This is a genomic window from Streptomyces sp. SID8374, from assembly GCF_009865135.1.
GTDB lineage: Bacteria > Actinomycetota > Actinomycetes > Streptomycetales > Streptomycetaceae > Streptomyces.
Genome location: NZ_WWGH01000002.1, coordinates 179653 through 201758, shown reverse-complemented (window position 1 = coordinate 201758; position 22106 = coordinate 179653). Strand labels below are relative to the sequence as shown.

The following is a 22106-nucleotide window of genomic DNA, read 5'->3' as shown; positions in this document are numbered from 1 at the left end:
TTGCTTGTTCTTCTGCGCTGCGCTGTGTCAGCCGGCCATGCGGCGGGTCGCCTCTTCGAGGCGCTCCGCGACGGTGTCGTTGATGATCTCGTCACCGACGCGCACCGAGATCCCGCCGAGGACCGCGGGGTCCACGTCCAGGTTCAGGTGCATCTCACGGCCGTACAGCTTCGCCAGGGCGGCGCCGAGACGCTGCTTCTGCCGGTCGCTGAGCGGCACCGCCGAGGTGACGATCGCGACCGTGCGGTCGCGCCGGTCCGCGGCGAGCTTGGACAGGGATTCGATCCCTGCTTCCAGGCTACGTCCCCGCGGCTGGGTCACCAGACGGACGATGATCCGCTCGGTCACCGGCTGTGCCTTTCCGCCGAGCAGGCTGCGCAGCAGATCGCTCTTGGCGGCGGTGGTGGCCGTACGGCTGGTGAGCGCGGAACGCAGCTCCGTGTCGGAGCCGACGATGCGGCCGAACCGGAACAGCTCGTCCTCGACGTCGTCGAGGCCGCCCGCGCGCTGAGCCGCGGTGAGGTCTGCGGTGTTCGCCAGCTCCTCGACCGAGTCCACCAGGTCACGCGACTGCGACCAGCGGGAGCGGACCAGCCCGGAGACCAGGTCGACGGCTTCGCCGCTGACCTGACCGCTGAGCAGGCGCGCGACCAGCTCGGCCTTGCTCTCGCCGCTCTGGGCCGGGTCCGTGAGGACCCGGCGCAGGGAAACCTCGCGGTGGAGCAGCGCGGTGACCGATGCCAGATCGTCGGCGAGGGCCGCCGCGTCGACCGACGTGTTGTCGGTCAGCGCGTCCAGCCGCTCACGTCCGGCGGCCAGTGCCTCGCGGCTCGCGCCGTTCATCGGGCAGCCTCGGCCTTCGCCTCGAGCTCGTCGAGGAAACGGTCGACGGTGCCGCTCTGCCGGGCGTGGTCCTGGAGGGACTCACCGACGAGCTTGCCGGCCAGGTCGGTGGCGAGCTTGCCCACGTCCTGACGCAGCGCCGAGGCAGCGGCCTTGCGGTCGGCCTCGATCTGGGCGTGGCCGGCGGCGATGATCTCTTCGCGCTGCCGCTGACCTTCCGCCTTCATCTCCTGGATGATGACGGCACCCTGCTCCTGCGCCTCCTGGCGCAGACGCGCGGCCTCGTGACGGGCCTCGGCGAGCTGAGCCTTGTACTGCTCAAGAACGCTCTGGGCCTCGGTCTGAGCCGCTTCGGCCTTCTCGATGCCACCCTCGATCGCCTCACGACGCTCGTCCAGGGCCTTGTTGATGGCCGGGAGGAGCTTCTTGTAGAAGGCGAAGAAGACAATGCTGAAGCAGATCAGACCGATGACGATCTCGGGCCAGACCGGCAGCAGCGGTGACTGCGGCTCCTCGGCTGCCAGATGCAACATGGTGGACCTTTCGTCGAAAACGTATCGTCAGGTCGCCTGGACTACTTCGGGAAGATGAAGGGCGCGACGAAGCCGATCAGCGCCAGGGCCTCGATGACCGCGAAGCCGAGCAGCATGTTCTGGCGGATGATGCCGGCCGCCTCGGGCTGACGGGCGATGGCCTGCACGCCGTTACCGAAGATGATGCCGATGCCGACGCCGGGGCCGATCGCCGCGAGGCCGTAACCGATGGTGCCTACGTTGCCCACGACGGCTGCGAGAGTCTGAGACATTGACCTGTGTTCCTTCTCTTGAGTGGCCGGTGGAGATTGCATCCACCGGACGTCTAGGGGGTGTCCGGGTGGTGGCCCGGGTGTCCTCAGTGCGCTTCTTCGAGCGCCTGGGACAAGTACGTGGCGGTCAGCACGGTGAACACGTAGGCCTGGAGCGCCTGGATGAACATCTCGAAGACGGTCAGGGCCAGGGTCACGGCGAACGACGCGGTGGCGTACACGGTGCCGAGCACGGTGCCGAGCATGTACCAGGTCGCGATCGTGAAGACCAGGATGAGGATGTGGCCGGCGAACATGTTCGCGAAGAGCCGGACCGCCAGCGTGAAGGGGCGCACGAAGATGTTCGAGACGAACTCGATCGGCGTCAGGATCACGTAGATCGGCTTGGGCAGGCCGCTCGGCACGCACAGGTTGCGGATGCCGCCGACGAAACCGTTGTTCCGGAAGGTCACCGACATGTAGACGACCCAGACGAGCAGGGCCAGTCCGACCGGGTAGGCGATGAGCGAGGTCACCGGGAACTGCGCGAGCGGGATGATCGCCCAGAGGTTCATCACCCAGATGAAGAAGAACAGCGACACCAGCAGCGGGACGAAGGGCTCGCCCTTCTTGCCGATGATCTCCTTGGCGATGCCCCGGTGCACGAAGTCGTACAGCGCTTCGGCGACCATCTGCAGCTTGCCCGGAACGACCTTGGGCTTGGAGAAGCCGGCCCAGAACAGGCTCACGATGGCGATCGTGCCGATGATCGCGAGCAGCATCGGCTTGTTGAAGTCGACCGGACCGATACTGAAGATCGGGTCGAAGATGAACGACCACGCGCTCGGGGCTGGGAATCCGCACGAGCCCTGGAACAGGTGGCAGTCAACCTCGAAGGCGAGCGTCTGGGCGTCAGCAGTCACCAGGAGCTCCTTCTGCATGGCGCATGGATACGGCTACCTCGTTGTATCGGAGCGGCTGGCAGCCGCAGGTCGGCACCGGACTGGTTCTTACGGTGAGGAGGCGGCGGCCGGGCCCGAAGCCTCGCGATGAATCAGGCGACAGCCGTGTTGTCCGCGCCCGCAGTACCGCAACCGAGACCGGACGATAGCAGCATGTCGAACAGGGCTTTATCCCGGCCCTACTGGTCATGCTTCCCCTTGGTTCCGCCCGGGGTGGTCCGGCTCTCAGCCTCCGGATCGACGTACAGGGTCTTACTCCTGGCATGCAGCACGCTCTGCGTGATGATCCATGTGAGCACCGAGACGACCAGCGTGAGGGCGAAGACCTGGAGATCGAAGAGAGTGGTGTTCCTGATGGCCATGATGAGGCCGAGCAGGATCACCAACTGCACCGAGTAGACCAGCAGTCCCATGCCCTGGAAGAGCTGGGGCATCGACTTGGCGACCCACTGCAACGCCAGCTGTCCGAGAGCCATGAACAGGATGACCACCAAGCAGCCCGCGACAGCGCCGATCGCCCCCTTGCCACCGACGACGAGCCCGCCGACAAGCGTGGCGATGGCTCCCACTGCGGCGGTGGGGGTGGCGATGCGCAGTACTTCGCGCATGTCGGACTGCATGGCGGCAGCTCCACTGGTCTGAGGGGAGGAATGGGGCGTCGTCATGGACGAGCGTAGACCCGGTCCGCGAGGCGGATTACCAGGCCGATGGACCGTCTCACCAGGGTCCTTCGGCTCCGTCACCGGGTCTCGTGAACGGTATCACAAACTATTTGATGAGGTCTTTACCTGGAAAGTGTGCCAACTGTCACACGTGAGGGCTAGTCCGCGCGCCTGAGCGCGAAAGTGGCCGACTTGTCTGCTAATGGACTGCTTCCGGCGCGGCGAGAAGACCACCAGGACGAGTGAGCGACTGTAGAACACCGCCGACGCCGGACACGACGATCGGCGGCTGCCGAAGCAGCCGCCGATCACCTCATGCGTCCGGCCTCAGGCCGAGGTCAGGAGAACTTGACCTTGCCCTCGATCCCGGAGGCTCCCCCGGCCGTGCTGCGCCCCGCCTGCACCCGGAAGCACGTCCCCTTCTTCAAGGACTTGTCGAAGGTGTAGTACTCGCCCTTCTTCTTCTTGAAGTCCTTCCACCCCGTCAGCGACTTCCAGTCCTTTCCGCACGTGATGAGGCGAACGCCGATCGCGTGGTCGTACACCTTCTTCGTAATGGTGTACTGGACCTTGCCCGCCTTCCCCTTCTTGAATTTCTCCGGGGACTCCTTCTTTTCCAGCGGGCTGGTGGCGATGGTGAACTTCTTGGTCGCCTGAGCTTCGATCGGCTGCGCGGCAGGCGCCGCCGCGGCCTGGGCGACTCCCGCCCCCAGCAGACCGCTCACCATCACAGCCGACGCGGCTGTACCCGTGAATTTACGCACTGCTCCCCCTGGATCGCTTTTCCCTTGACAGTCGTGCCCTGGTCACGGGCACGACAGGAGGAGACGCTAGTTGGCACATTCGGGCAACCGCAAACAAGATTCTGGGCAGACGCTCCCGACACGCGTACAGGAATGTCTTATTCCTGGATTACGTGGAGCCGCCGACAGGGGACTTGAGCGGATGGGAACAACATATGTGCTGGTCAAAAAGGTGACCGCAACGATGTCAGGAGTTGCGGTGCCCGATTCAGCCAAACTTGCGGCCACCTCATGAGGCACACGCCCCCGGTGGGCGACCACCGGTCGTCACCCACCGCGGAATCCGAATCGTCAGCGCGACGAGTCGATGGAGCGGCGTTCAGGAAAACGCGAACGGGCGCCGATCGCGGTCGCCCCGTTGACGCCGGAGACCCCGACCGCCACAGGGGCCCGTTCGGGGCTCTCCTCGCCCATCTGAGCGTCTGCCGCGCCCTGTTGGGCCCCGGAGGTCGCGGGGGCCGGCTTCTCGTCGTACGAGGACGAGGGGGCGGGTGCCTGCGTGGAGGCGCGGTGGCGGTAGCGCGGGGGCACGAAGCGGTTGGCCCAGTGCGGGGTGCGGGGGGTGAAGCGCGGCATCAGCAGCAGGACCAGGCCCACCGCGCTCGCCGCGATGATCACGAAGACGATCCACATCGAGGCCGAGTGGACCGAGTAGCCGACGGCGCCGAAGGCGATCAGGGCCGACCAGAAGTACATGATCAGCACGGCCCGGCTGTGCGAGTGGCCGACCTCCAGCAGGCGGTGGTGCAGGTGGCCCCGGTCGGCGGCGAACGGCGACTGGCCGTTCCAGGTGCGCCGGACGATGGCCAGGATCAGGTCGGCGGCCGGGATCGCGATGATCGTCAGCGGCAGCACCAGCGGGATGAAGACCGGGAGCATCGCGTGGGTGGCCCCGCGCTCGCTGCCGAAGATCTGCATGTTGTCCGGGTCCACCTGGCCGGTGATCGAGATCGCGCCCGCCGCCAGCACCAGGCCGATCAGCATCGACCCCGAGTCGCCCATGAAGATCCGCGCCGGGTGCATGTTGTGCGGCAGGAAGCCCAGGCACATGCCCATCAGGATCGCGGCGAACAGCGTCGCGGGGGCGGCCGCCTCGATCCCGTACCCGTACCAGAGGCGGTAGGCGTACAGGAAGAACGCCGCCGAGGCGATGCACACCATGCCCGCCGCGAGCCCGTCCAGGCCGTCGACGAAGTTGACCGCGTTGATCGTGATGACGACCAGCGCCACCGTGAGCAGCGTGCCCTGCCACTGGGTGAGGGCGACCGTACCGACGCCGGGGATCGGCAGCCACAGGATCGTGAGCCCCTGGATGACCATGACCGCGGCGGCGATCATCTGGCCGCCGAGCTTGATCAGGGCGTCGATCTCGAACTTGTCGTCGAGGACGCCGATCAGCCAGATCAGGGCGGCACCGGAGAGCAACGCCCGTGGCTCGTTGGAGAGTTCGAAGACGCCCTTCAGATTGAAGAGGTGGTCGGCGACGATCAGGCCCGCACACAGTCCGCCGAACATGGCGATCCCACCGAGCCGGGGTGTCGGCTCACGGTGGACGTCGCGCGCACGGATCGCGGGCATCGCCCCGACCGCGATGGCGAACTTACGCACCGGTCCGGTCAGCAGATAGGTCACCGCAGCCGTGACACAGAGCGTCAGCAGGTAATCACGCACGGGCTGCCCCACAGAATTCGCCGGCCATCCAAAACCCACACCCTAGTCTCAGGAACAAGGACTCCACGGTACGGGTGATGGTTGCACAGGGTTCGTCTGCCCCGGATACGCCGGAGTCCACCACTCCGGAAACGGTCCGGCCGACTACTGCGGGTACGGCGGATTGCGCGCGGCCAGCTCCCGTACCTCCGCCGCGATCGGGCTCACATCGCCCGGCTCCCGTACCGCCGCCCCGAACAGGGCCGCGATCCTCGCCATGTCGCCCTCGTCCATGCCCTGCGTGGTGACGGCGGCGGTCCCCAGGCGGATGCCCCGGGCCTCCCCGTACGGCAGCGCACAGGTGTCCAGCACCATGCCGGCGGCCGACAGCCGTTCGCGGGCGGTGCGGGCGTCGACGCCGAGCGGGGCCGGGTCCGCCACGATGATGTGGGTGTCCGTGCCGCCCGTGGTGACCTCGAACCCCTCGGCCTCGAGACCTGCGGCCAGCACCCGCGCGTGCGCGACGACCTGGTGCGCGTACAGCGTGTACGCCGGTGTCTCCGCCTCCCCGAACGCGACCGCCTTCGCCGCCACCGTATGCATCTGCGCACCGCCCTGTGTGAACGGGAACACCGCCCGGTCGACCCGCTCCGCCAGCTCCGCGCCGCACAGGATCATGCCGCCGCGCGGTCCGCGCAGCACCTTGTGCGTGGTGGCGCAGACGACGTCGGCGTACGGGACCGGGCTCGGCGCCGCTCCCCCGGCGATCAGCCCCATCGGGTGGGCGGCGTCCGCGATCAGGTACGCGCCCACCTCGTCGGCGATCTCCCGGAACAGCTCGTAGTCGGGGTGGCGGGGGTAGGAGATGGAGCCGCAGACGATCGCCTTGGGGCGGCGGGCCCGGGCCAGGGCGCGGAGCCGGGTGTAGTCGATGAGGCCGGTCGTAGGGTCGACGCCGTAGCCGACGAAGTCGAACCAGCGGCCGGAGAAGTTGCCCGGCGCCCCGTGGGTGAGGTGTCCCCCGTACGGGAGCCCCATCGCGAGGACCGTGTCGCCCGGGCGCAGCAGCGCGGCGTAGGCGGCGAGGACGGCGGAGGAGCCGGAGTGCGGCTGGACGTTGGCGTGTTCGGCGCCGAAGAGGGCGGTGGCGCGGCGTACGGCGATGCGTTCGGCGGCGTCCGCGTGCTCGCAGCCGCCGTGGTGGCGGGCGCCCGGGTACCCCTCGGCGTACTTGTTGGCGAGCGGGGAGCCGAGGGCCGCCAGGACGGCGGGCGAGGTGAAGTTCTCGGCGGCGATCAGCTGGAGGGTGGCGGCCTGCCGGTCCCTCTCCCCCAGCAGGACCCCGGCGATCTCCGGGTCCTGGCGGAGCAGCGCGCCGAAGTCCTGGGGCAGGGCGTCGGGCGTGGTCGGCGCGGGTACGGGTGCGGCGGGAGAGGTGACCGGCATGGGACGGCTCCGGGCCTGGAGGTGGGTGCGCCGGCGAGGGGTGCCGGTGTCAGCTCCAATGTAGGCCGGGGCGGGGCGGTGTGCCCGCTGTCGGAACGTCCGGTACGCCGGTCGGCGCACCGGTGGCGGGGCGTACGCCAGGGTGCTCGTGTGTCCGCCGGTGCGGGGCATGTGCGCCGGTGCGGAGCGTGTACGCCGGTGCGGGAGCATGTGCGTCGGTCTGCCGCCGGCCCTCCGTACGGCGCGCGTACGCCGTCTCCGTACAGCGCGCGTACGCCGTCAGTGCGGCGCGCGTACGCCCGTGAGCGCCGTGACCACCGGGTCCAGCGCCTGGTTGATCTCGTCGCCGATGGAGCGGAAGAACGTGATGGGCGCCCCGTACGGGTCGTAGACCTCGTCCGCCTCGGCGGTCGGGGCCAGCAGCCAGCCGCGCAGTGCGGCGGCGGCGCGGACCAGGGCGCGGGCGCGCTCCACGACGCCCTCGTCGAGGGGGTCGGGCAGGGTGGCGGGGTCTATCGCCCGCACCAGCCGGGTGAACTCCTTGAGCGTGAAGGTCCGCAGGCCCGCGGAGTGGCCCATGGAGATGACCTGGGCGCGGTGGTCGCGGGTGGCGGTGAGGACGAGGTCGGCGCGGATCACGTGCTCGTCGAGGAGCTCGCGGCCGACGAAGCCGCTGGCGTCCGCGCCGAAGTCGGCGAGGACGACCTCGGCGTTGGCCTCCATGGGGGCGCCCTCATGGCCCCAGGTGCCCGCGCTCTCCACGATCAGGCCGCCGCTGAGCGGGTCGCCGAGGCGGTGCGTCAGGGCATGGCGGGTCAGCCGCTCGGTGATGGGCGAGCGGCAGACGTTGCCGGTGCTGACGTGGAGGATGCGGAAGGTGTCGGTCCGCCCCGCTATGCCACGCCCCTCGGGGGCGGTCAATTGGCCACCTCGAGGTCGGGGACCACCTTGCGCAGCTCCTCGACGGAGAGCGCACCGGCCCGCAGGAGGACCGGGACACTGCCGGTGACGTCGACGATCGAGGACGGCACGATGCCGGGCGTCGGGCCGCCGTCGAGGTAGACGGAGACGGAGTCGCCGAGCATGCCCTGGGCGGCGTCGCAGTCCTCGGGAGAGGGGTGTCCGGTGAGGTTGGCGCTGGAGACGGCCATCGGGCCGACCTCGGTCAGCAGCTCGATGGCGACGGGGTGCAGCGGCATCCGGATGGCGACGGTGCCGCGGGTGTCGCCCAGGTCCCACTGGAGCGAGGGCTGGTGCTTGGCGACCAGGGTGAGGGCGCCGGGCCAGAACGCGTCGACCAGCTCCCAGGCCTGCTCGGAGAAGTCGGTGACCAGGCCGTGCAGGGTGTTCGGGGAGCCGATGAGGACGGGGGTGGGCATGTTGCGGCCGCGCCCCTTGGCGTCCAGCAGGTCGGCGACGCCCTCGGAGCTGAAGGCGTCCGCACCGATCCCGTACACGGTGTCGGTGGGCAGCACGACCAGTTCGCCGCGGCGGACGGCGGACGCGGCCTCGCGCAGCCCGCTGGTCCGGTCGGTGGCGTCGTTGCAGTCGTATCGCCGTGCCATCAGCCGGCCTCCTCAAGCGTGTACGGGTACGGGGTGTGGCGCCGGGGGCCGGTCACGGCAGGGCCTTGCGGGCGGTGGCGAACCGGGGCCGCTTGTTGAGGTCGGGGTGGTCGGCGGCGTCGGCCCAGCCCCGCTCCTCGGTGAAGATCCACGGCACCTGGCCGCCCTGGGTGTCGGCGTGCTCGATGACGACGAGGCCGCCGGGGCGGAGCAGACGGTGGGCGGTGCGTTCGATGCCGCGGATGGTGTCGAGGCCGTCCTCGCCGGAGAAGAGAGCCATCTCCGGGTCGTGGTCGCGGGCCTCGGGGGCGACGTACTCCCACTCGGTGAGCGGGATGTACGGCGGGTTGGAGATCACCAGGTCGACCTGGCCGTCCAGCTCGGGAAGGGCGCTCAGGGCGTCTCCCTTGTGGACGGTGACCCTGGACCCCTCGGCGTTCTTCCGGGTCCACTTGAGGGCGTCCTCGGAGAGCTCCACGGCGTGGACGCGCGAGCGCGGGACCTCCTGCGCCATGGCGAGCGCGATGGCGCCCGAGCCGGTGCACAGGTCGACGACGACGGGCTCCACGACGTCCATCGCGCGGACGGCGTCTATGGCCCAGCCGACGACCGACTCGGTCTCCGGCCGGGGCACGAAGACGCCGGGTCCGACCTGGAGCTCCAGGTAGCGGAAGAAGGCGCGGCCGGTGATGTGCTGGAGCGGTTCGCGGGCCTCACGACGGGCGATGGTCTCCCAGTACCGGGCGTCGAAGTCGGTGTCGGGCACCTGGTGCAGCTCGCCCCGCTTCACGCCGTGGACGAAGGCCGCGAGTTCCTCGGCGTCGAATCGCGGTGAGGGGACACCGGCGTCGGCCAGCCGCTGGGTGGCCTGGGCCACCTCGGCGAGCAGCAGGTTCATCGCGGTTCTCCGTACGGTTCACGGGTGTGCGGGGCGGGCGGTGCGCTTACGCGTTGGCGAGCTTGGCGGCGGAGTCGGCGTCGACGCACGCCTGGATGACGGCGTCGAGTTCTCCGTCGAGTACCTGGTCCAAGTTGTACGCCTTGAAGCCGACGCGGTGGTCCGAGATGCGGTTTTCCGGGAAGTTGTACGTACGGATCTTCTCGGAGCGGTCGACCGTGCGGACCTGGCTGCGGCGCACGTCGGAGGCCTCCTGCTCGGCGGCCTCCTGGGCGGCGGCCAGCAGCCGGGAGCGCAGGATGCGCATGGCCTGCTCCTTGTTCTGGAGCTGGCTCTTCTCGTTCTGGCAGGAGGCGACGACGCCGGTCGGCAGGTGCGTGATGCGGACGGCGGAGTCGGTCGTGTTGACGGACTGGCCGCCGGGGCCCGAGGAGCGGTAGACGTCGATACGGAGGTCGTTGGCGTGGATCTCGACGTCGACCTCCTCGGCCTCGGGGGTGACGAGCACGCCCGCGGCGGAGGTGTGGATGCGGCCCTGGGACTCGGTGGAGGGCACGCGCTGCACGCGGTGCACGCCGCCCTCGTACTTCATCCGGGCCCAGACGCCCTGGCCGGGCTCGGTGGCGCCGTTGCCGCCCTTGGTCTTGACGGCGACCTGGACGTCCTTGTAGCCGCCGAGCTCGGACTCGGTGGAGTCGATGATCTCGGTCTTCCAGCCGATGCGCTCGGCGTACCGCAGATACATGCGCAGCAGGTCACCGGCGAACAGGGCGGACTCGTCACCGCCGGCGCCCGCCTTGATCTCCAGGAGGACATCCTTGTCGTCGCTGGGGTCGCGGGGTACGAGGAGGAGGCGGAGCTTCTCGGTGAGCTCTTCGCGCTCCTTCTCCAGGTCCTTGACCTCGGCGGCGAAGTCGGGGTCGTCCGCGGCGTACTCGCGGGCGGTCTCGATGTCCTCGCCGGTCTGCTTCCAGGCCCGGTACGTGGAGACGATCGGGGTCAGCTCCGCGTAGCGCTTGTTCAGCTTGCGCGCGTTGGCCTGGTCGGCGTGGACCGACGGGTCGGCGAGCTTCTTCTCAAGACCGGCGTGTTCGCCGATCAGTTCCTCGACCGCCTCGAACATTCGGGGGCTCCTGGTTGATGTAAGTCTGCGACCTGCTGGAGGGCGTACTGCCGGGTGGGGTGTGCCGGGGGCTCCCCCGCACACCCGACCGGAAAAAACGCCGGTTCCGACGCCCCCGGGAAGAGGGCGCCAGGAACCGGCGCAGTGGCTCGCTACTTGCTGGCGGAGCCGGCAGCCTTGCCGAAGCGGGCCTCGAAGCGGGCCACGCGGCCGCCGGTGTCGAGGATCTTCTGCTTGCCCGTGTAGAACGGGTGGCACTCGGAGCAGACGTCGGCGCGGATGTTGCCGCCGTCGATGGTGCTCCGGGTGGTGAACGACGCACCGCAGGTGCAGCTGACCTGCGTCTCGACGTACTCGGGGTGGATGTCGCGCTTCAAGGTGTCTCCTAGTTTCGGGAGGGCGCCGGGTCGTCCGCGCGGATTGCGCGGCCGTGAACCGGGGCCGACGTACCAGTCTGCCAGGACCAGCCGTATCTCCCAAAACCGGGGGCGGGCCGCAGGTATTCCCCGCGGGCCTCAGCGCACCACCTGTCCGGCCTCGCCCTTGTCCCCGGCGGACTTCTCGGTGGCGGAGGCGGGGATGGGCCGGTCCTGCTTCAGGGCGGCCCAGACCTGCTTGCCGGCCTGTTCCTGCGGGAGGACCCGGTTGGGGTCGGCGGGGTCGTACTCCACCGGCAGGGTCACCATGTGGACGTTGTCCGCGCCGAGCCCCTTGAGGCCGTTGGCGAAGCCGGTGAGCTTCTTGACCGAGCCGAGGCCGGAGTCGGTGGTGAGCGCCTTGGTGGCGGCGTCCGCGAGGCCGAACAGCTTCGTGGGGCTGGAGAACACCCCGACGTTCTTGGCCTGCTTCATCAGCGCCTTGATGAACGCCTGCTGGAGCTGGATACGGCCCAGGTCGCTGCCGTCGCCGACGCTCTTGCGGGTACGGACGAGGCCGAGGGACTCCTCGCCGTCCAGGGTGTGGGTGCCCGGCTCCAGGTCGAGGTGGCTCTTGGAGTCGTTGATCGCGGTCCTGGTGGTGATCTCGACGCCGCCGAGCTCGTCGATGAGCTTCTCGAAGCCGGTGAAGTCGACCTCGACGTAGTGGTCCATGCGGATACCGGACATCGATTCGACGGTCTTGACCGCGCAGGCCGGCCCGCCGACCTCGTAGGCGGTGTTGAACATGGCCCGGTGGGCGGCGGGGACCGTCTCGTCCGTGGTGTCGCTCGCGCAGGCGGGGCGTTCGATCAGGGTGTCGCGCGGTATCGAGACGACGCTCGCCGACTTGTGGCCCTTGTCGACGTGCATGACCATCGCCGTGTCGGAGCGGGCGGCGCCCTCGTCGGCGCCGTACTTGCCGTTGTCACCGGAGCGCGAGTCGGAGCCCAGCACCAGGATGTCCTGCGAGCCGTCGTCCACGTCGTCGGGGCGGTCGGTACCGAGCTTGGCGTCGATGTCGACGCTGGAGAGGTTGCCGTCGAGGGTGACGTAGGCGTATCCGAGCCCGGCCCCGCCGACGACCACCACGCCCGCCACCGTCCAGGCCGTGATGGCCTTCGCGCGGTGGCTCCGCGAGGGCTTCCTCCGGCGGGTGCCGGAGCCGCGTATCCGCCCCGGGGTCTTCTTCTGCTCGCTCACGCGTCTCCCTCGTTACGGCGCTCCGCCTGCTCCTGGCCCCCGGCCGTGATGCTTCCGGGAGGGTTTGTCATCTCTTGATCAGACGGCGAAGCAGCAAAAAGGGTTGCACAGGGCCCTGTGTGTCCCGTGTGAGCGGCGAAGGGCGCGAGAGGGTCGGCGGACGGGCCGCGCTTCCGCGTTCACCTGCGGTTTCCTGCCCCGTACACGCACCTGCGGGGGCGTGGTCCGGCGGGCCGGCGTGTGGCAAAGGTCTCGGGGCGGGGGCCGGGAACGCCGAGGGCCCCCGGCACCGTGGTGCTGGGGGCCCTCGGCGTCAACTGCCGTGGATACGTCAGTCGTTGCCGTTTCCGCTACCCGGCGTCGTCTTCTGGATCTGGAGCAGGAACTCCGCGTTGGACTGGGTCTTCTTCATCCGGTCCAGGAGGAGCTCGATCGCCTGCTGCTGGTCGAGTGCGTGCAGCACCCGGCGCAGCTTCCAGACGACCGCCAGCTCGTCGGTGCCCAGCAGGATCTCTTCCTTACGGGTGGAGGACGCGTCGACGTCCACCGCCGGGAAGATGCGCTTGTCCGAGAGCTTCCGGTCGAGTTTGAGCTCCATGTTGCCGGTGCCCTTGAACTCCTCGAAGATCACCTCGTCCATGCGCGAGCCGGTCTCGACGAGCGCGGTGGCCAGGATGGTCAGCGAGCCGCCGTCCTCGATGTTGCGCGCGGCACCGAAGAAGCGCTTCGGCGGGTAGAGCGCGGTCGAGTCGACACCACCGGAGAGGATGCGGCCGGAGGCGGGCGCCGCGAGGTTGTACGCACGGCCCAGACGGGTGATCGAGTCGAGGAGGACGACCACGTCGTGACCCAGCTCCACGAGGCGCTTGGCGCGCTCGATGGCCAGCTCGGCGACGGTGGTGTGGTCCTCGGCGGGGCGGTCGAAGGTCGAGGAGATGACCTCGCCCTTCACCGACCGCTGCATGTCGGTGACCTCTTCCGGACGCTCGTCGACCAGGACGACCATCAGGTGGCACTCGGGGCTGTTGACCGTGATGGCGTTGGCGATGGCCTGGAGGATCATCGTCTTGCCGGTCTTCGGCGGGGCCACGATGAGCCCGCGCTGGCCCTTGCCGATCGGGGCCACCAGGTCGATGATCCGCGTCGTCAGGATGTTGGAGTCGGTCTCCAGACGGAGCCGGTCCTGCGGGTAGAGCGGGGTCAGCTTCTGGAACTCGGGGCGGCCGCGGCCGGACTCGGGGGCCATGCCGTTGACCGAGTCGAGGCGGACCAGCGCGTTGAACTTCTCGCGCCGCTCGCCGTCCTTGGGCTGGCGCACCGCACCGGTGACGTGGTCGCCCTTGCGCAGGCCGTTCTTACGGACCTGGGCGAGCGAGACGTACACGTCGTTCGGGCCCGGCAGGTAGCCGGAGGTCCGGATGAACGCGTAGTTGTCGAGGATGTCCAGGATGCCCGCGACGGGGATCAGGACGTCGTCGTCGGCCACCTGCACATCGCTGGCGAAGTCGTCGCGGCCACGGCGGCCACGGCGGTCGCGGTAGCGGCCACGGCGGCCGCGGCGGCCGCCCGCCTCGTCGTCGAAGTCGTCCTGCGGACCGTTGTCACGGTTCTGCTGGCCCTGGCTCTGCCCCTGGCCCTGGCGCTGCGGGCGCTGCTGCTGCCCGCCGCCCTGCTGGCCCTGGTCGTCGCCCTTGCCCCGGCGGTCGCGCTGGCGCTCACGGCGCTCCCCGCGCTCGCCCCGGTCACCGCGCTCGCGGTCACCACGGCCCTGGCGGTCGCCACGGCGGCCCTCGGCGGTGTCGGCGGCGGCCTCGGCCTTGGCGTCGCCCTTGGGCTCGCCCCGGTCCTCGGTCTTCTGCTCTGCCTGCGGCTCCGCCTTGGCCTCGGTCTTCGCCTCGGCCTTGGTGTCGGGGCTGCCCGCCTGCGCGGTGGCGCGGCGGCGACGGCGCTCGCCCGTGGGCTGGTCGTCGCTGGCCGGCTGGCCGGGGATGTCGATCTGCTGCTGGGCCGCCTTCTCGGCAGCGGCGGCGTCGTCCCCGGTGCGCGCCTTGGAGGTGGCGCGCCGCTTGGGCTTGCTCTCCGCCGCCTCGGCGGCGGGGGCGCCGTCCCCGGTGCCAGCCTTGGAGGAGGCCTTGGGGGCGGCGGATCCGCCGCCCGCCTGCGCCTCCTTGATGACCTCGATCAGCTGGCTCTTGCGCATCCGCGCAGTACCCCTGATGCCGAGGCCGGACGCGACCTGCTGCAGCTCGGCCAGGACCATGCCCTCGAGGCCGGTGCCGGAGCGGCGGCGCCGTGCGGTGGTGCCAGTGGCAGCACCTTCGGCGGGCGCGGCGCTGTCGACGTTCTTGTCGGCAGTCACGCCCATCAGATCGGTGGTGTCGCTCACGAAGGGTCCTTCCCTGGAGCGGACGTCGGCCTTCTGGCTCGGCGACCGGTTGTGCTGTCCGACTGCGGTCTGTTGATCTTGCTGGATCGCGGACCTTGCCGGGGCGGTGGTCCGCCGGGTACGGCGGAGAGATGAACGTGCGGGGTCCGGCGCGAGATCCCCCTGCTCGGCCCACTCCTGGACGAGCGAGGGGTGTCGTGCCGGTTCCGGAGCGTGCTCGAAACTGCTCAGGCAGGCTGCTCAGGCAGTTGGGGAGGCTCCCGGAAGAATGGCGGTCCCGGAGGGGGACACGAAGCAACGCGCCTCAAAGACGTCGGTTGCAGACTTGAGGTTAACACTACCGGCTCCAACAAACATTCCCCCTCTCGGCCACCGGTAATCACATGCGGTTACGCGGCCAGCGGCAGCACGGTGGCGCCCGCGGCGTCGAGTGCCAGCCGGTTCGCGGCCCAGCCCTCGCCCGCCAGTCGGGCGACCTTGTCGGCGGAACCCTCCTCCGCCAGCGCGAGCACCGTGGGGCCCGCGCCGGAGATCACCGCGGGCACGCCGTCGGCGCGCAGCCGGTGCACCAACTCGACGCTCTCCGGCATCGCGGGGCCCCGGTACTCCTGGTGGATGCGGTCCTCGGTGGCGGCGAGCAGCAGCTCGGGGCGCCTGGTCAGCGCCTCGACGAGCAGGGCCGCCCGGCCCGCGTTGAGGGCCGCGTCGACGTGCGGGACGGAGCGCGGGAGCAGCCCGCGCGCCGTCTCGGTGAGCACGGGCCGGCCGGGCACGAAGACCACCGGAACGACGGACTCCGCGGGGTCCATCCGGATCGCGCGGGCCGCTCCGCCGTCCATCCACGCGAGGGTGAACCCGCCGAGCAGACAGGCCGCGACGTTGTCGGGGTGGCCCTCGATCTCGGTGGCCAGCTCCAGCAGGGCCTCGTCGTCGAGACGGGCGTCGCCGCCTGTCGTCACGGCGCGGGCGGCGACGATTCCGGCGCAGATGGCGGCGGAGGAGGAGCCGAGGCCGCGGCCGTGCGGGATGCGGTTGGCGCAGACGATCTCCAGGCCGCGGGGCTGTCCGCCGAGCAGGTCGAAGGCGGTGCGCAGGGAGCGTACGAGCAGGTGGCTCTCGTCGCGGGGAAGCGTCTCGCTGCCCTCACCTGCGATGTCGATGTGCAGCCCGGAGTCGGCGACCCGGACGACGACGTCGTCGTACAGCCCCAGCGAGAGGCCGAGGGCGTCGAAACCCGGGCCCAGATTGGCGCTGGTGGCGGGGACGCGCACCCTGACGGCGGCGGCTCGGAACGCGGGACCGGCCATCGGCTGGACGACTCCTTGTAAGGCGGCGGGGATTTGCGGTGCGGTGGCTCTGCGGCGGTGGGGGCCTGCGGGGATATGGGGATGGGGCCGGTGGCCCGGCCCGTACGCGCCGTCAGGACGGCGATCGCGCCGCGGCAGACCCGTCGGGCGCATGTCGGGCGGATGGGGTACAGCTTATCGAAGGAAGGTTCCCTCGCGACATAGGGCGCACAGGAGGCGCACGATGCGTGTCGCCCGCCTCCTATGCGCTCTCCGCCCCGATAAGAGGGCGGTTGAGCTGGGTTGTCTCGTGTTGACCGGACCGCCCGGTCCGGACTGCCGACGCCCGGCCCGGACTGCCGACGCCCGGCCCGGACTGCCGACGCCCGGCCCGGACTGCCGACGCCCGGCCCGGACTGCCGACGCCCGGCCCGGACTGCCGACGCCCGGCCCGGACTGCCGACGCCCGGCCCGGACTGCCGACGCCCGGCCCGGACTGCCGACGCCCGGCCCGGACGCGTCGCCGGACAGGTCGCCGGGACGCGTCGCCGGACAGGTCGCCGGGACGCGTCGCCGGACGGGTCAGACGAGCCCGAGCTTCTGGGCCGCGGTGGCCGCGTCGACCGGGACCGTGACCGGCTGCGGGGCGCCCGCGACGGCCCAGTCGGGGTCCTTGAGTCCGTTGCCGGTGACCGTGCAGACGATGCGCTGGCCGGGGTCGACCTTGCCCTCCTCGGCGGCCTTGAGCAGACCGGCGACCGAGGCGGCCGATGCGGGCTCCACGAAGACGCCCTCCTGGGAGGCCAACAGCCGGTAGGCGGACAGGATCTGCCGGTCCGTCACCTCGTCGATGAAACCGCCCGATTCGTCCCGGGCCGCCAGGGCGAAGTCCCAGGAGGCCGGGTTGCCGATGCGGATCGCGGTGGCGATGGTGGACGGGTCCTTGACGACCTCGCCGCGCACGATGGGCGCGGAGCCGGAGGCCTGGAAGCCCCACATGCGCGGGGCGTGGGTGGAGACGCCGTCACCGGCGTACTCGGTGTACCCCTTCCAGTACGCGGTGATGTTGCCCGCGTTGCCGACCGGGAGGACGTGGATGTCGGGGGCGTCGCCGAGCGCGTCGACGATCTCGAACGCGGCGGTCTTCTGGCCCTCGATACGGACCGGGTTGACCGAATTGACCAGCGCCACCGGGTAGTTGTCCGAGAGCGAGCGGGCCAGGGTGAGGCAGTCGTCGAAGTTGCCGTCGACCTGGAGGATCTTGGCGCCGTGCACGAGCGCCTGGCCCATCTTGCCGAGCGCGATCTTGCCCTGCGGTACGAGGACGGCGCAGACCATGCCCGCACGCACCGCGTACGCCGCGGCGGAGGCCGAGGTGTTGCCGGTGGAGGCGCAGATGACGGCCTTGGCCCCCTCCTCCTTGGCCCGGGTGATGGCCATGGTCATGCCGCGGTCCTTGAACGAACCGGTGGGGTTGGCGCCCTCGACCTTGAGGTGCACCTCGCAGCCCGTGCGCTCGGAGAGGACCTGCGCCGGAACGAGCGGCGTACCGCCCTCACGAAGGGTGACGACCGGCGTCGTGGCCGTGACCGGAAGCCGGTCCCGGTACTCCTCGATGATGCCGCGCCACTGGTGGGTGCCCTTGCTGGTCATGGGTCCTTTACTCCCCTTCAACACGCATGATGCTGGCGACACCGCGCACGGTGTCGAGCTTGCGCAGCGCTTCGACGGTCCCGGAGAGGGCGGCGTCGGGCGCGCGGTGGGTGACGACGACGAGGGAGGCCTCGCCGTCCTTTCCCTGCTGGCGGACGGTATCGATCGATACGCCCTGCTCGGCGAAGACCGTTGCCACCTGGGCGAGGACGCCCGGCTTGTCGGCCACGTCGAGGCTGATGTGGTAGCGCGTGACGACCTCGCCCATGGGGCTGACCGGCAGGCGCGTGTAGGCGGACTCACCGGGTCCGGTGGCCTCGCCCAGTTTGTTGCGGCAGACCGCGACGAGGTCGCCGAGGACGGCCGAGGCGGTCGGGGAGCCGCCGGCGCCGGGCCCGTAGAACATCAGCTGCCCGGCGGCCTCGGCCTCGACGAACACCGCGTTGTACGCCTCGCGGACCGAGGCCAGCGGGTGGCTGAGCGGGATCATCGCGGGGTGGACGCGGGCGGTGACGGACTGCCCGTCGGCGGCGCGCTCGCAGATGGCGAGGAGCTTGACCGTGCAGCCCATCCGGCGGGCGGAGGCGATGTCGGCGGCGGTGACCTCGGTGATGCCCTCGCGGTGGACGTCGCCGATCTTCACCCGGGTGTGGAAGGCGATCCCGGCGAGGATCGCGGCCTTGGCGGCGGCGTCGAAGCCCTCGACGTCGGCGGTCGGGTCGGCCTCGGCGTACCCGAGGGCGGTGGCCTCGTCGAGTGCCTCGGAGTAGCCGGCGCCGCTGGTGTCCATCTTGTCGAGGATGAAGTTGGTCGTGCCGTTGACGATGCCGAGCACCCGGTTGACCTTGTCGCCCGCGAGCGACTCGCGCAGCGGCCGTACCAGCGGGATGGCACCCGCGACGGCGGCCTCGTAGTAGAGATCGCGGCCGTATTTCTCGGCGGCGGCGTGCAGGGCGGCGCCGTCCTCGGCGAGGAGCGCCTTGTTGGCGGAGACGACGCTCGCGCCGTTCTCGAAGGCGGTGGTGATGAGCGTACGGGCGGGCTCGATGCCCCCGATGACCTCGATGACCACGTCGATGTCGCCGCGCTGCACGAGCGCGGTCGCGTCGGTGGTGATCAGTGCGGGGTCGATGCCCTCACGCACCTTCGAGGGGCGGCGGACGGCGACGCCGACGAGCTCCACGGGCGCACCGATGCGCGCCGCGAGGTCTTCGGCGTGCGTCGTCATGATGCGCGCCACCTCTGAGCCGACCACACCACAGCCCAGCAGCGCCACCTTCAGCGGACGCGTACGCATCATCCGACCTCGTTTCTCATACCTAGACCCTCCGGCGATTGGGGCGGCGTCGCGGTGCCGGGCACACATCTGCGGCGTTGTCGTCAATCACCATGGCTCCGCCATGCCTCATTCCTCCGCCTTGCAGCTGCACGCACCCAGTACCGCTCCTTCTCCCACCCCCCGATCGCCGGAGGGTCATGCTCATGTGTGGACCAGTCTCACTCACCGGACGGGCGTTTCTGACCCCCGTCCGGATCCTGAGATGACTATTTCATCAGCCGACATCGAGACGCAGGAGATCTTCCTCCGTCTCGCGCCGGACGATGACGCGCGCCTCGCCGTCCCGGACGGCGACGACCGGGGGGCGCAGGGCGTGGTTGTAGTTGCTCGCCATCGAGCGGCAGTACGCGCCGGTGGCGGGGACCGCGATCAGGTCCCCGGGCGCCAGGTCGGCGGGGAGGAACGCGTCCTTGACCACGATGTCCCCGCTCTCGCAGTGCTTGCCGACGACCCGGACGAGCATCGGCTCGGCATCCGAGGTGCGCGAGACGAGCGCCACGCTGTACTCGGCGTCGTACAGCGCGGTACGAATATTGTCCGACATTCCGCCGTCGACGCTGACATACGTCCGCAGCCCTTCGAGGGGCTTGATGGTGCCGACCTCGTACAGCGTGAACGCGGTGGGTCCGACGATGGCCCGCCCGGGCTCCACGGAGATGCGGGGCGTGCGCAGCTTGGCCGCCTCGCACTCGCGGGTGACGATGTCGCTGAGCGCCTTGGCGATCTCGTGCGGCTCGCGGGGGTCGTCCTCGGAGGTGTACGCGATGCCGAGCCCGCCGCCGAGGTCGATCTCGGGCAGCTCCACGCCGTGCTCGTCGCGGACCTCGGCGAGCAGCTGCACCACGCGCCGGGCGGAGACCTCGAAGCCGGCCATGTCGAAGATCTGCGAGCCGATGTGCGAGTGGATGCCGATGAGTTCGAGGCTGTCGAGGCCGAGGGCGCGGCGTACCGCCTCGGCGGCCTGCCCGTCGGCGAGGGCGATACCGAACTTCTGGTCCTCGTGCGCGGTGGCGATGAACTCGTGCGTGTGGGCCTCGACGCCGACGGTGACCCGGATCTGGACGCGCTGGCGGACGCCGTGGCCGCGGGCGATGTGGGCGACGCGGACGATCTCCTGGAAGGAGTCGAGGACGATCCGCCCGACACCGGCCTGGACGGCCCTCTCGATCTCGGCGACGGTCTTGTTGTTGCCGTGGAAGGCGATGCGCTCGGCGGGCATGCCGGCGTCGAGGGCGGTGGTCAGCTCACCGCCGGAGCAGACGTCGAGATTGAGCCCCTCCTCCGTGAGCCAGCGCACGACGGCACGGGAGAGGAAGGCCTTGCCCGCGTAGAAGACGTCGGCGTCCGGCCCGAAGGCGTCGGCCCAGGCGCGGCAGCGGGCGCGGAAGTCGCTCTCGTCGAGGAAGTAGGCGGGGGTGCCGAACTCCTCGGCTAGCCGGGCGACGGCGATCCCGCCGACGGTGAGGGCGCCGTCCGCGTCGCGCGTGACGGTACGGGCCCAGACCTTCTCGTCGAGGACGTTGAGGTCGGCGGCGGGGGCGGAGTAGTGCCCCTCGGTCAGGACGTCGGCGTGACGGGGACCGGCGGGGTGTGCGGAGCGGCTCATGGTGGGGTCTCTCGGATTCGTCAGATTCGTCAGAGGTGTGCGGGCGCACGGATACCGAGCAGGGACAGGCCGCCTGCCAGCACCGTCCCGGCGGCTTCGGCGAGGGCCAGCCGGGAGCGGTGGGCGGCCGAGGGTTTCTCGTCGCCGGAGGGCAGCGGCGGACAGGAGTCATGGAAGTCGAAGAAGGCGTGCGCGACGGCTTCCAGTTGCCGGGCCACCCGGTCGGGCGCACGGTGACGGGCTGCGGCGAGGAGGACGCCGGGGTGGTCGGCGAGGAGATCGAGGAGGGGGCGGGCGGGGCTGCCGTACGGGACCGCGCCAGTGGTGGAGGTGAACCCGAGGGCGGCGGCGTTCCGGGTGAGCGCGCGGGCCCTGGCGTGGGCGTACCGGACCCGGAAGAACAGGTTGGCCTCCCCCTGGACGAGCAGATCGTCGCCGAGCGGGGCACGGTCGTGCGAGGCGAGCCGCAGCAGCCCCCAGCGGGCGGCGTCCGAGCCGAGCCGCTCCAGCAACTCGGCGGCGGTGGCACCGGCGGGGACGGGGCGGAGGGGGGTGAGGGGGGCAGACGGGGCGAGGGGGGTGTGCGGGGCCGGAGCCGGGGGCGTGCCGTGCGCGTCGGCGGTGAGGGGGCCAGGCGAGGCGAGGGGCGTGTGCGGGGCCGCGGGCGTTCCCTGCGCGTCGGCGGTGAGGGGGCCAGACGAAGCGGAGGGCGTATGCGTAACCGGGGGCGTGCCGTGCGCGTCGGCGGTGGCGGCGGTGACAGGCGAGGCGAGGGGACTGTACGGGGCCGGAGCTGGGGGCGTTCCGTGCGCGTTGGCGGTGAGGGGGCCAGGCGAGGCGAGGGGCGTGTGCGGGGCCGCGGGCGTGCCGTGCGCGTCGGCGGTGGCGGTGACACCGAGGCGGCCCCACTCCGGATCGCCGACCCCTTCGCAGATGATCCGGACCCGGGCGCCCTGGGCCGCCAGGAGTCGGCGTACGGCATCGGCGGTGACGGCCGCACGTACTTCGGGCGCGTAGGGCAGCCGGATCTCCTCGTCCCGGAGCGCGTCCCCGTGTCCGTACGCGATCCCCTGTTCCCGTACGGCGTCGAGAACGGCCCGGTCGCCGGCGGCCGGGGCGTCCAGGGTGAAGCTCAGAAACCCGGGCCCGGTGATCTCGACCCGCCTGACGCCGGGCTCGGCGGCGACGCGCTCGCGCAGGATCCGCGCGACCTCCAGGGCCGGCAGCCCGGCCGGTCCGGCGAGCTGGAGCGCGACCGCGCAGGCGTAGTCGCCGCTCCCGCCGGGCCGGGTCCTCTCCACCCGCACGCGCGCGGGCACGGGCGCGCGCAGCGCGTTCTCGTCGACCGCGCGGCGCACGGCGTGCAGCACGGTCCGGGAGAGGTCGGCGGGGGTCACGGCACAAGCGTATGGGAGGAGGAGGGGCACTCCGCGACCCGGTTTCGCCATCCGGTCAGCCGGTGGTGCTCCTCGCGGGTCAGC

20 protein-coding genes are annotated in these 22106 nt (G+C 70.7%); all 20 read right to left on the bottom strand.

All coding sequences use genetic code 11. From position 1 onward, the window contains the following. Nucleotides 1-27 precede the first annotated feature (27 nt). The 20 genes from GTY67_RS24560 to nrtL all read right to left on the bottom strand — a co-directional run bounded on the left by GTY67_RS24560 (nt 28) and on the right by nrtL (nt 22022). Nucleotides 28-843: a F0F1 ATP synthase subunit delta gene (locus GTY67_RS24560; RefSeq protein ID WP_161280314.1), complete on the bottom strand. Its 816-nt coding sequence runs from the start codon at nt 841-843 to the stop codon at nt 28-30. Beyond that, nucleotides 840-1376 (bottom strand): F0F1 ATP synthase subunit B, encoded by a 537-nt coding sequence (locus GTY67_RS24555; protein ID WP_093693090.1) that lies wholly within the window; start codon nt 1374-1376, stop codon nt 840-842. The genes GTY67_RS24560 and GTY67_RS24555 overlap by 4 nt, the downstream gene beginning before the upstream one ends. Before the next feature lie 41 nt (nt 1377-1417). Then, entirely contained in the window at nt 1418-1648 is a 231-nt protein-coding gene (gene atpE, locus GTY67_RS24550) for an ATP synthase F0 subunit C (protein ID WP_093693089.1), read from the bottom strand. Between the two features lie 86 nt (nt 1649-1734). After that, nucleotides 1735-2568: a F0F1 ATP synthase subunit A gene (gene atpB, locus GTY67_RS24545; RefSeq protein ID WP_093693088.1), complete on the bottom strand. Its 834-nt coding sequence runs from the start codon at nt 2566-2568 to the stop codon at nt 1735-1737. Nucleotides 2569-2768: 200 nt separating this feature from the next. Further along, entirely contained in the window at nt 2769-3209 is a 441-nt protein-coding gene (locus GTY67_RS24540; protein ID WP_093693087.1) for a hypothetical protein, read from the bottom strand. Nucleotides 3210-3589: 380 nt separating this feature from the next. Continuing rightward, on the bottom strand, nt 3590-3976 hold the full coding sequence (locus GTY67_RS24535) for a hypothetical protein (RefSeq protein WP_161280313.1): 387 nt from the start codon (nt 3974-3976) through the stop codon (nt 3590-3592). 369 nt (nt 3977-4345) lie between these two features. Continuing rightward, complete coding sequence (locus tag GTY67_RS24530) at nt 4346-5737, bottom strand: MraY family glycosyltransferase (RefSeq protein ID WP_176727565.1); 1392 nt, start codon at nt 5735-5737, stop codon at nt 4346-4348. Nucleotides 5738-5869: 132 nt separating this feature from the next. Further along, nucleotides 5870-7150, bottom strand: coding sequence for a serine hydroxymethyltransferase (gene glyA, locus GTY67_RS24525; protein ID WP_093693084.1), 1281 nt, complete (start codon nt 7148-7150; stop codon nt 5870-5872). Between the two features lie 279 nt (nt 7151-7429). Continuing rightward, the gene (locus tag GTY67_RS24520) at nt 7430-8071 is read right to left on the bottom strand and encodes a low molecular weight phosphatase family protein (protein WP_018509915.1); all 642 of its coding nucleotides are present in this window, start codon (nt 8069-8071) and stop codon (nt 7430-7432) included. Then, on the bottom strand, nt 8068-8715 hold the full coding sequence (locus GTY67_RS24515) for an L-threonylcarbamoyladenylate synthase (RefSeq protein ID WP_093693083.1): 648 nt from the start codon (nt 8713-8715) through the stop codon (nt 8068-8070). Before GTY67_RS24515 ends, GTY67_RS24520 begins: the two co-directional genes overlap by 4 nt. Before the next feature lie 52 nt (nt 8716-8767). Beyond that, on the bottom strand, nt 8768-9613 hold the full coding sequence (prmC, locus tag GTY67_RS24510; RefSeq protein WP_093693082.1) for a peptide chain release factor N(5)-glutamine methyltransferase: 846 nt from the start codon (nt 9611-9613) through the stop codon (nt 8768-8770). Between the two features lie 46 nt (nt 9614-9659). Further along, entirely contained in the window at nt 9660-10736 is a 1077-nt protein-coding gene (gene prfA / locus GTY67_RS24505) for a peptide chain release factor 1 (RefSeq protein WP_093693081.1), read from the bottom strand. A 152-nt stretch (nt 10737-10888) separates the two neighbouring features. Continuing rightward, nucleotides 10889-11113: a 50S ribosomal protein L31 gene (rpmE, locus tag GTY67_RS24500; RefSeq protein WP_093693080.1), complete on the bottom strand. Its 225-nt coding sequence runs from the start codon at nt 11111-11113 to the stop codon at nt 10889-10891. A gap of 138 nt (nt 11114-11251) precedes the next feature. Then, a complete protein-coding gene (locus GTY67_RS24495; protein ID WP_161280312.1) occupies nt 11252-12355 on the bottom strand; it encodes an LCP family protein in 1104 nt (367 codons plus the stop codon). Between the two features lie 331 nt (nt 12356-12686). Next, the gene (rho, locus tag GTY67_RS24490; protein ID WP_093693078.1) at nt 12687-14741 is read right to left on the bottom strand and encodes a transcription termination factor Rho; all 2055 of its coding nucleotides are present in this window, start codon (nt 14739-14741) and stop codon (nt 12687-12689) included. A gap of 389 nt (nt 14742-15130) precedes the next feature. After that, complete coding sequence (thrB, locus tag GTY67_RS24485) at nt 15131-16048, bottom strand: homoserine kinase (RefSeq protein ID WP_093693077.1); 918 nt, start codon at nt 16046-16048, stop codon at nt 15131-15133. 561 nt (nt 16049-16609) lie between these two features. Further along, the gene (thrC, locus tag GTY67_RS24480) at nt 16610-17680 is read right to left on the bottom strand and encodes a threonine synthase (protein WP_030569176.1); all 1071 of its coding nucleotides are present in this window, start codon (nt 17678-17680) and stop codon (nt 16610-16612) included. Nucleotides 17681-17687: 7 nt separating this feature from the next. Continuing rightward, nucleotides 17688-18977: a homoserine dehydrogenase gene (locus tag GTY67_RS24475; protein ID WP_093693152.1), complete on the bottom strand. Its 1290-nt coding sequence runs from the start codon at nt 18975-18977 to the stop codon at nt 17688-17690. Nucleotides 18978-19233: 256 nt separating this feature from the next. Continuing rightward, nucleotides 19234-20625: a diaminopimelate decarboxylase gene (gene lysA / locus GTY67_RS24470; RefSeq protein WP_093693075.1), complete on the bottom strand. Its 1392-nt coding sequence runs from the start codon at nt 20623-20625 to the stop codon at nt 19234-19236. Nucleotides 20626-20654: 29 nt separating this feature from the next. Beyond that, entirely contained in the window at nt 20655-22022 is a 1368-nt protein-coding gene (nrtL, locus tag GTY67_RS24465) for an ArgS-related anticodon-binding protein NrtL (protein WP_161280311.1), read from the bottom strand. Nucleotides 22023-22106: the final 84 nt, after the last annotated feature.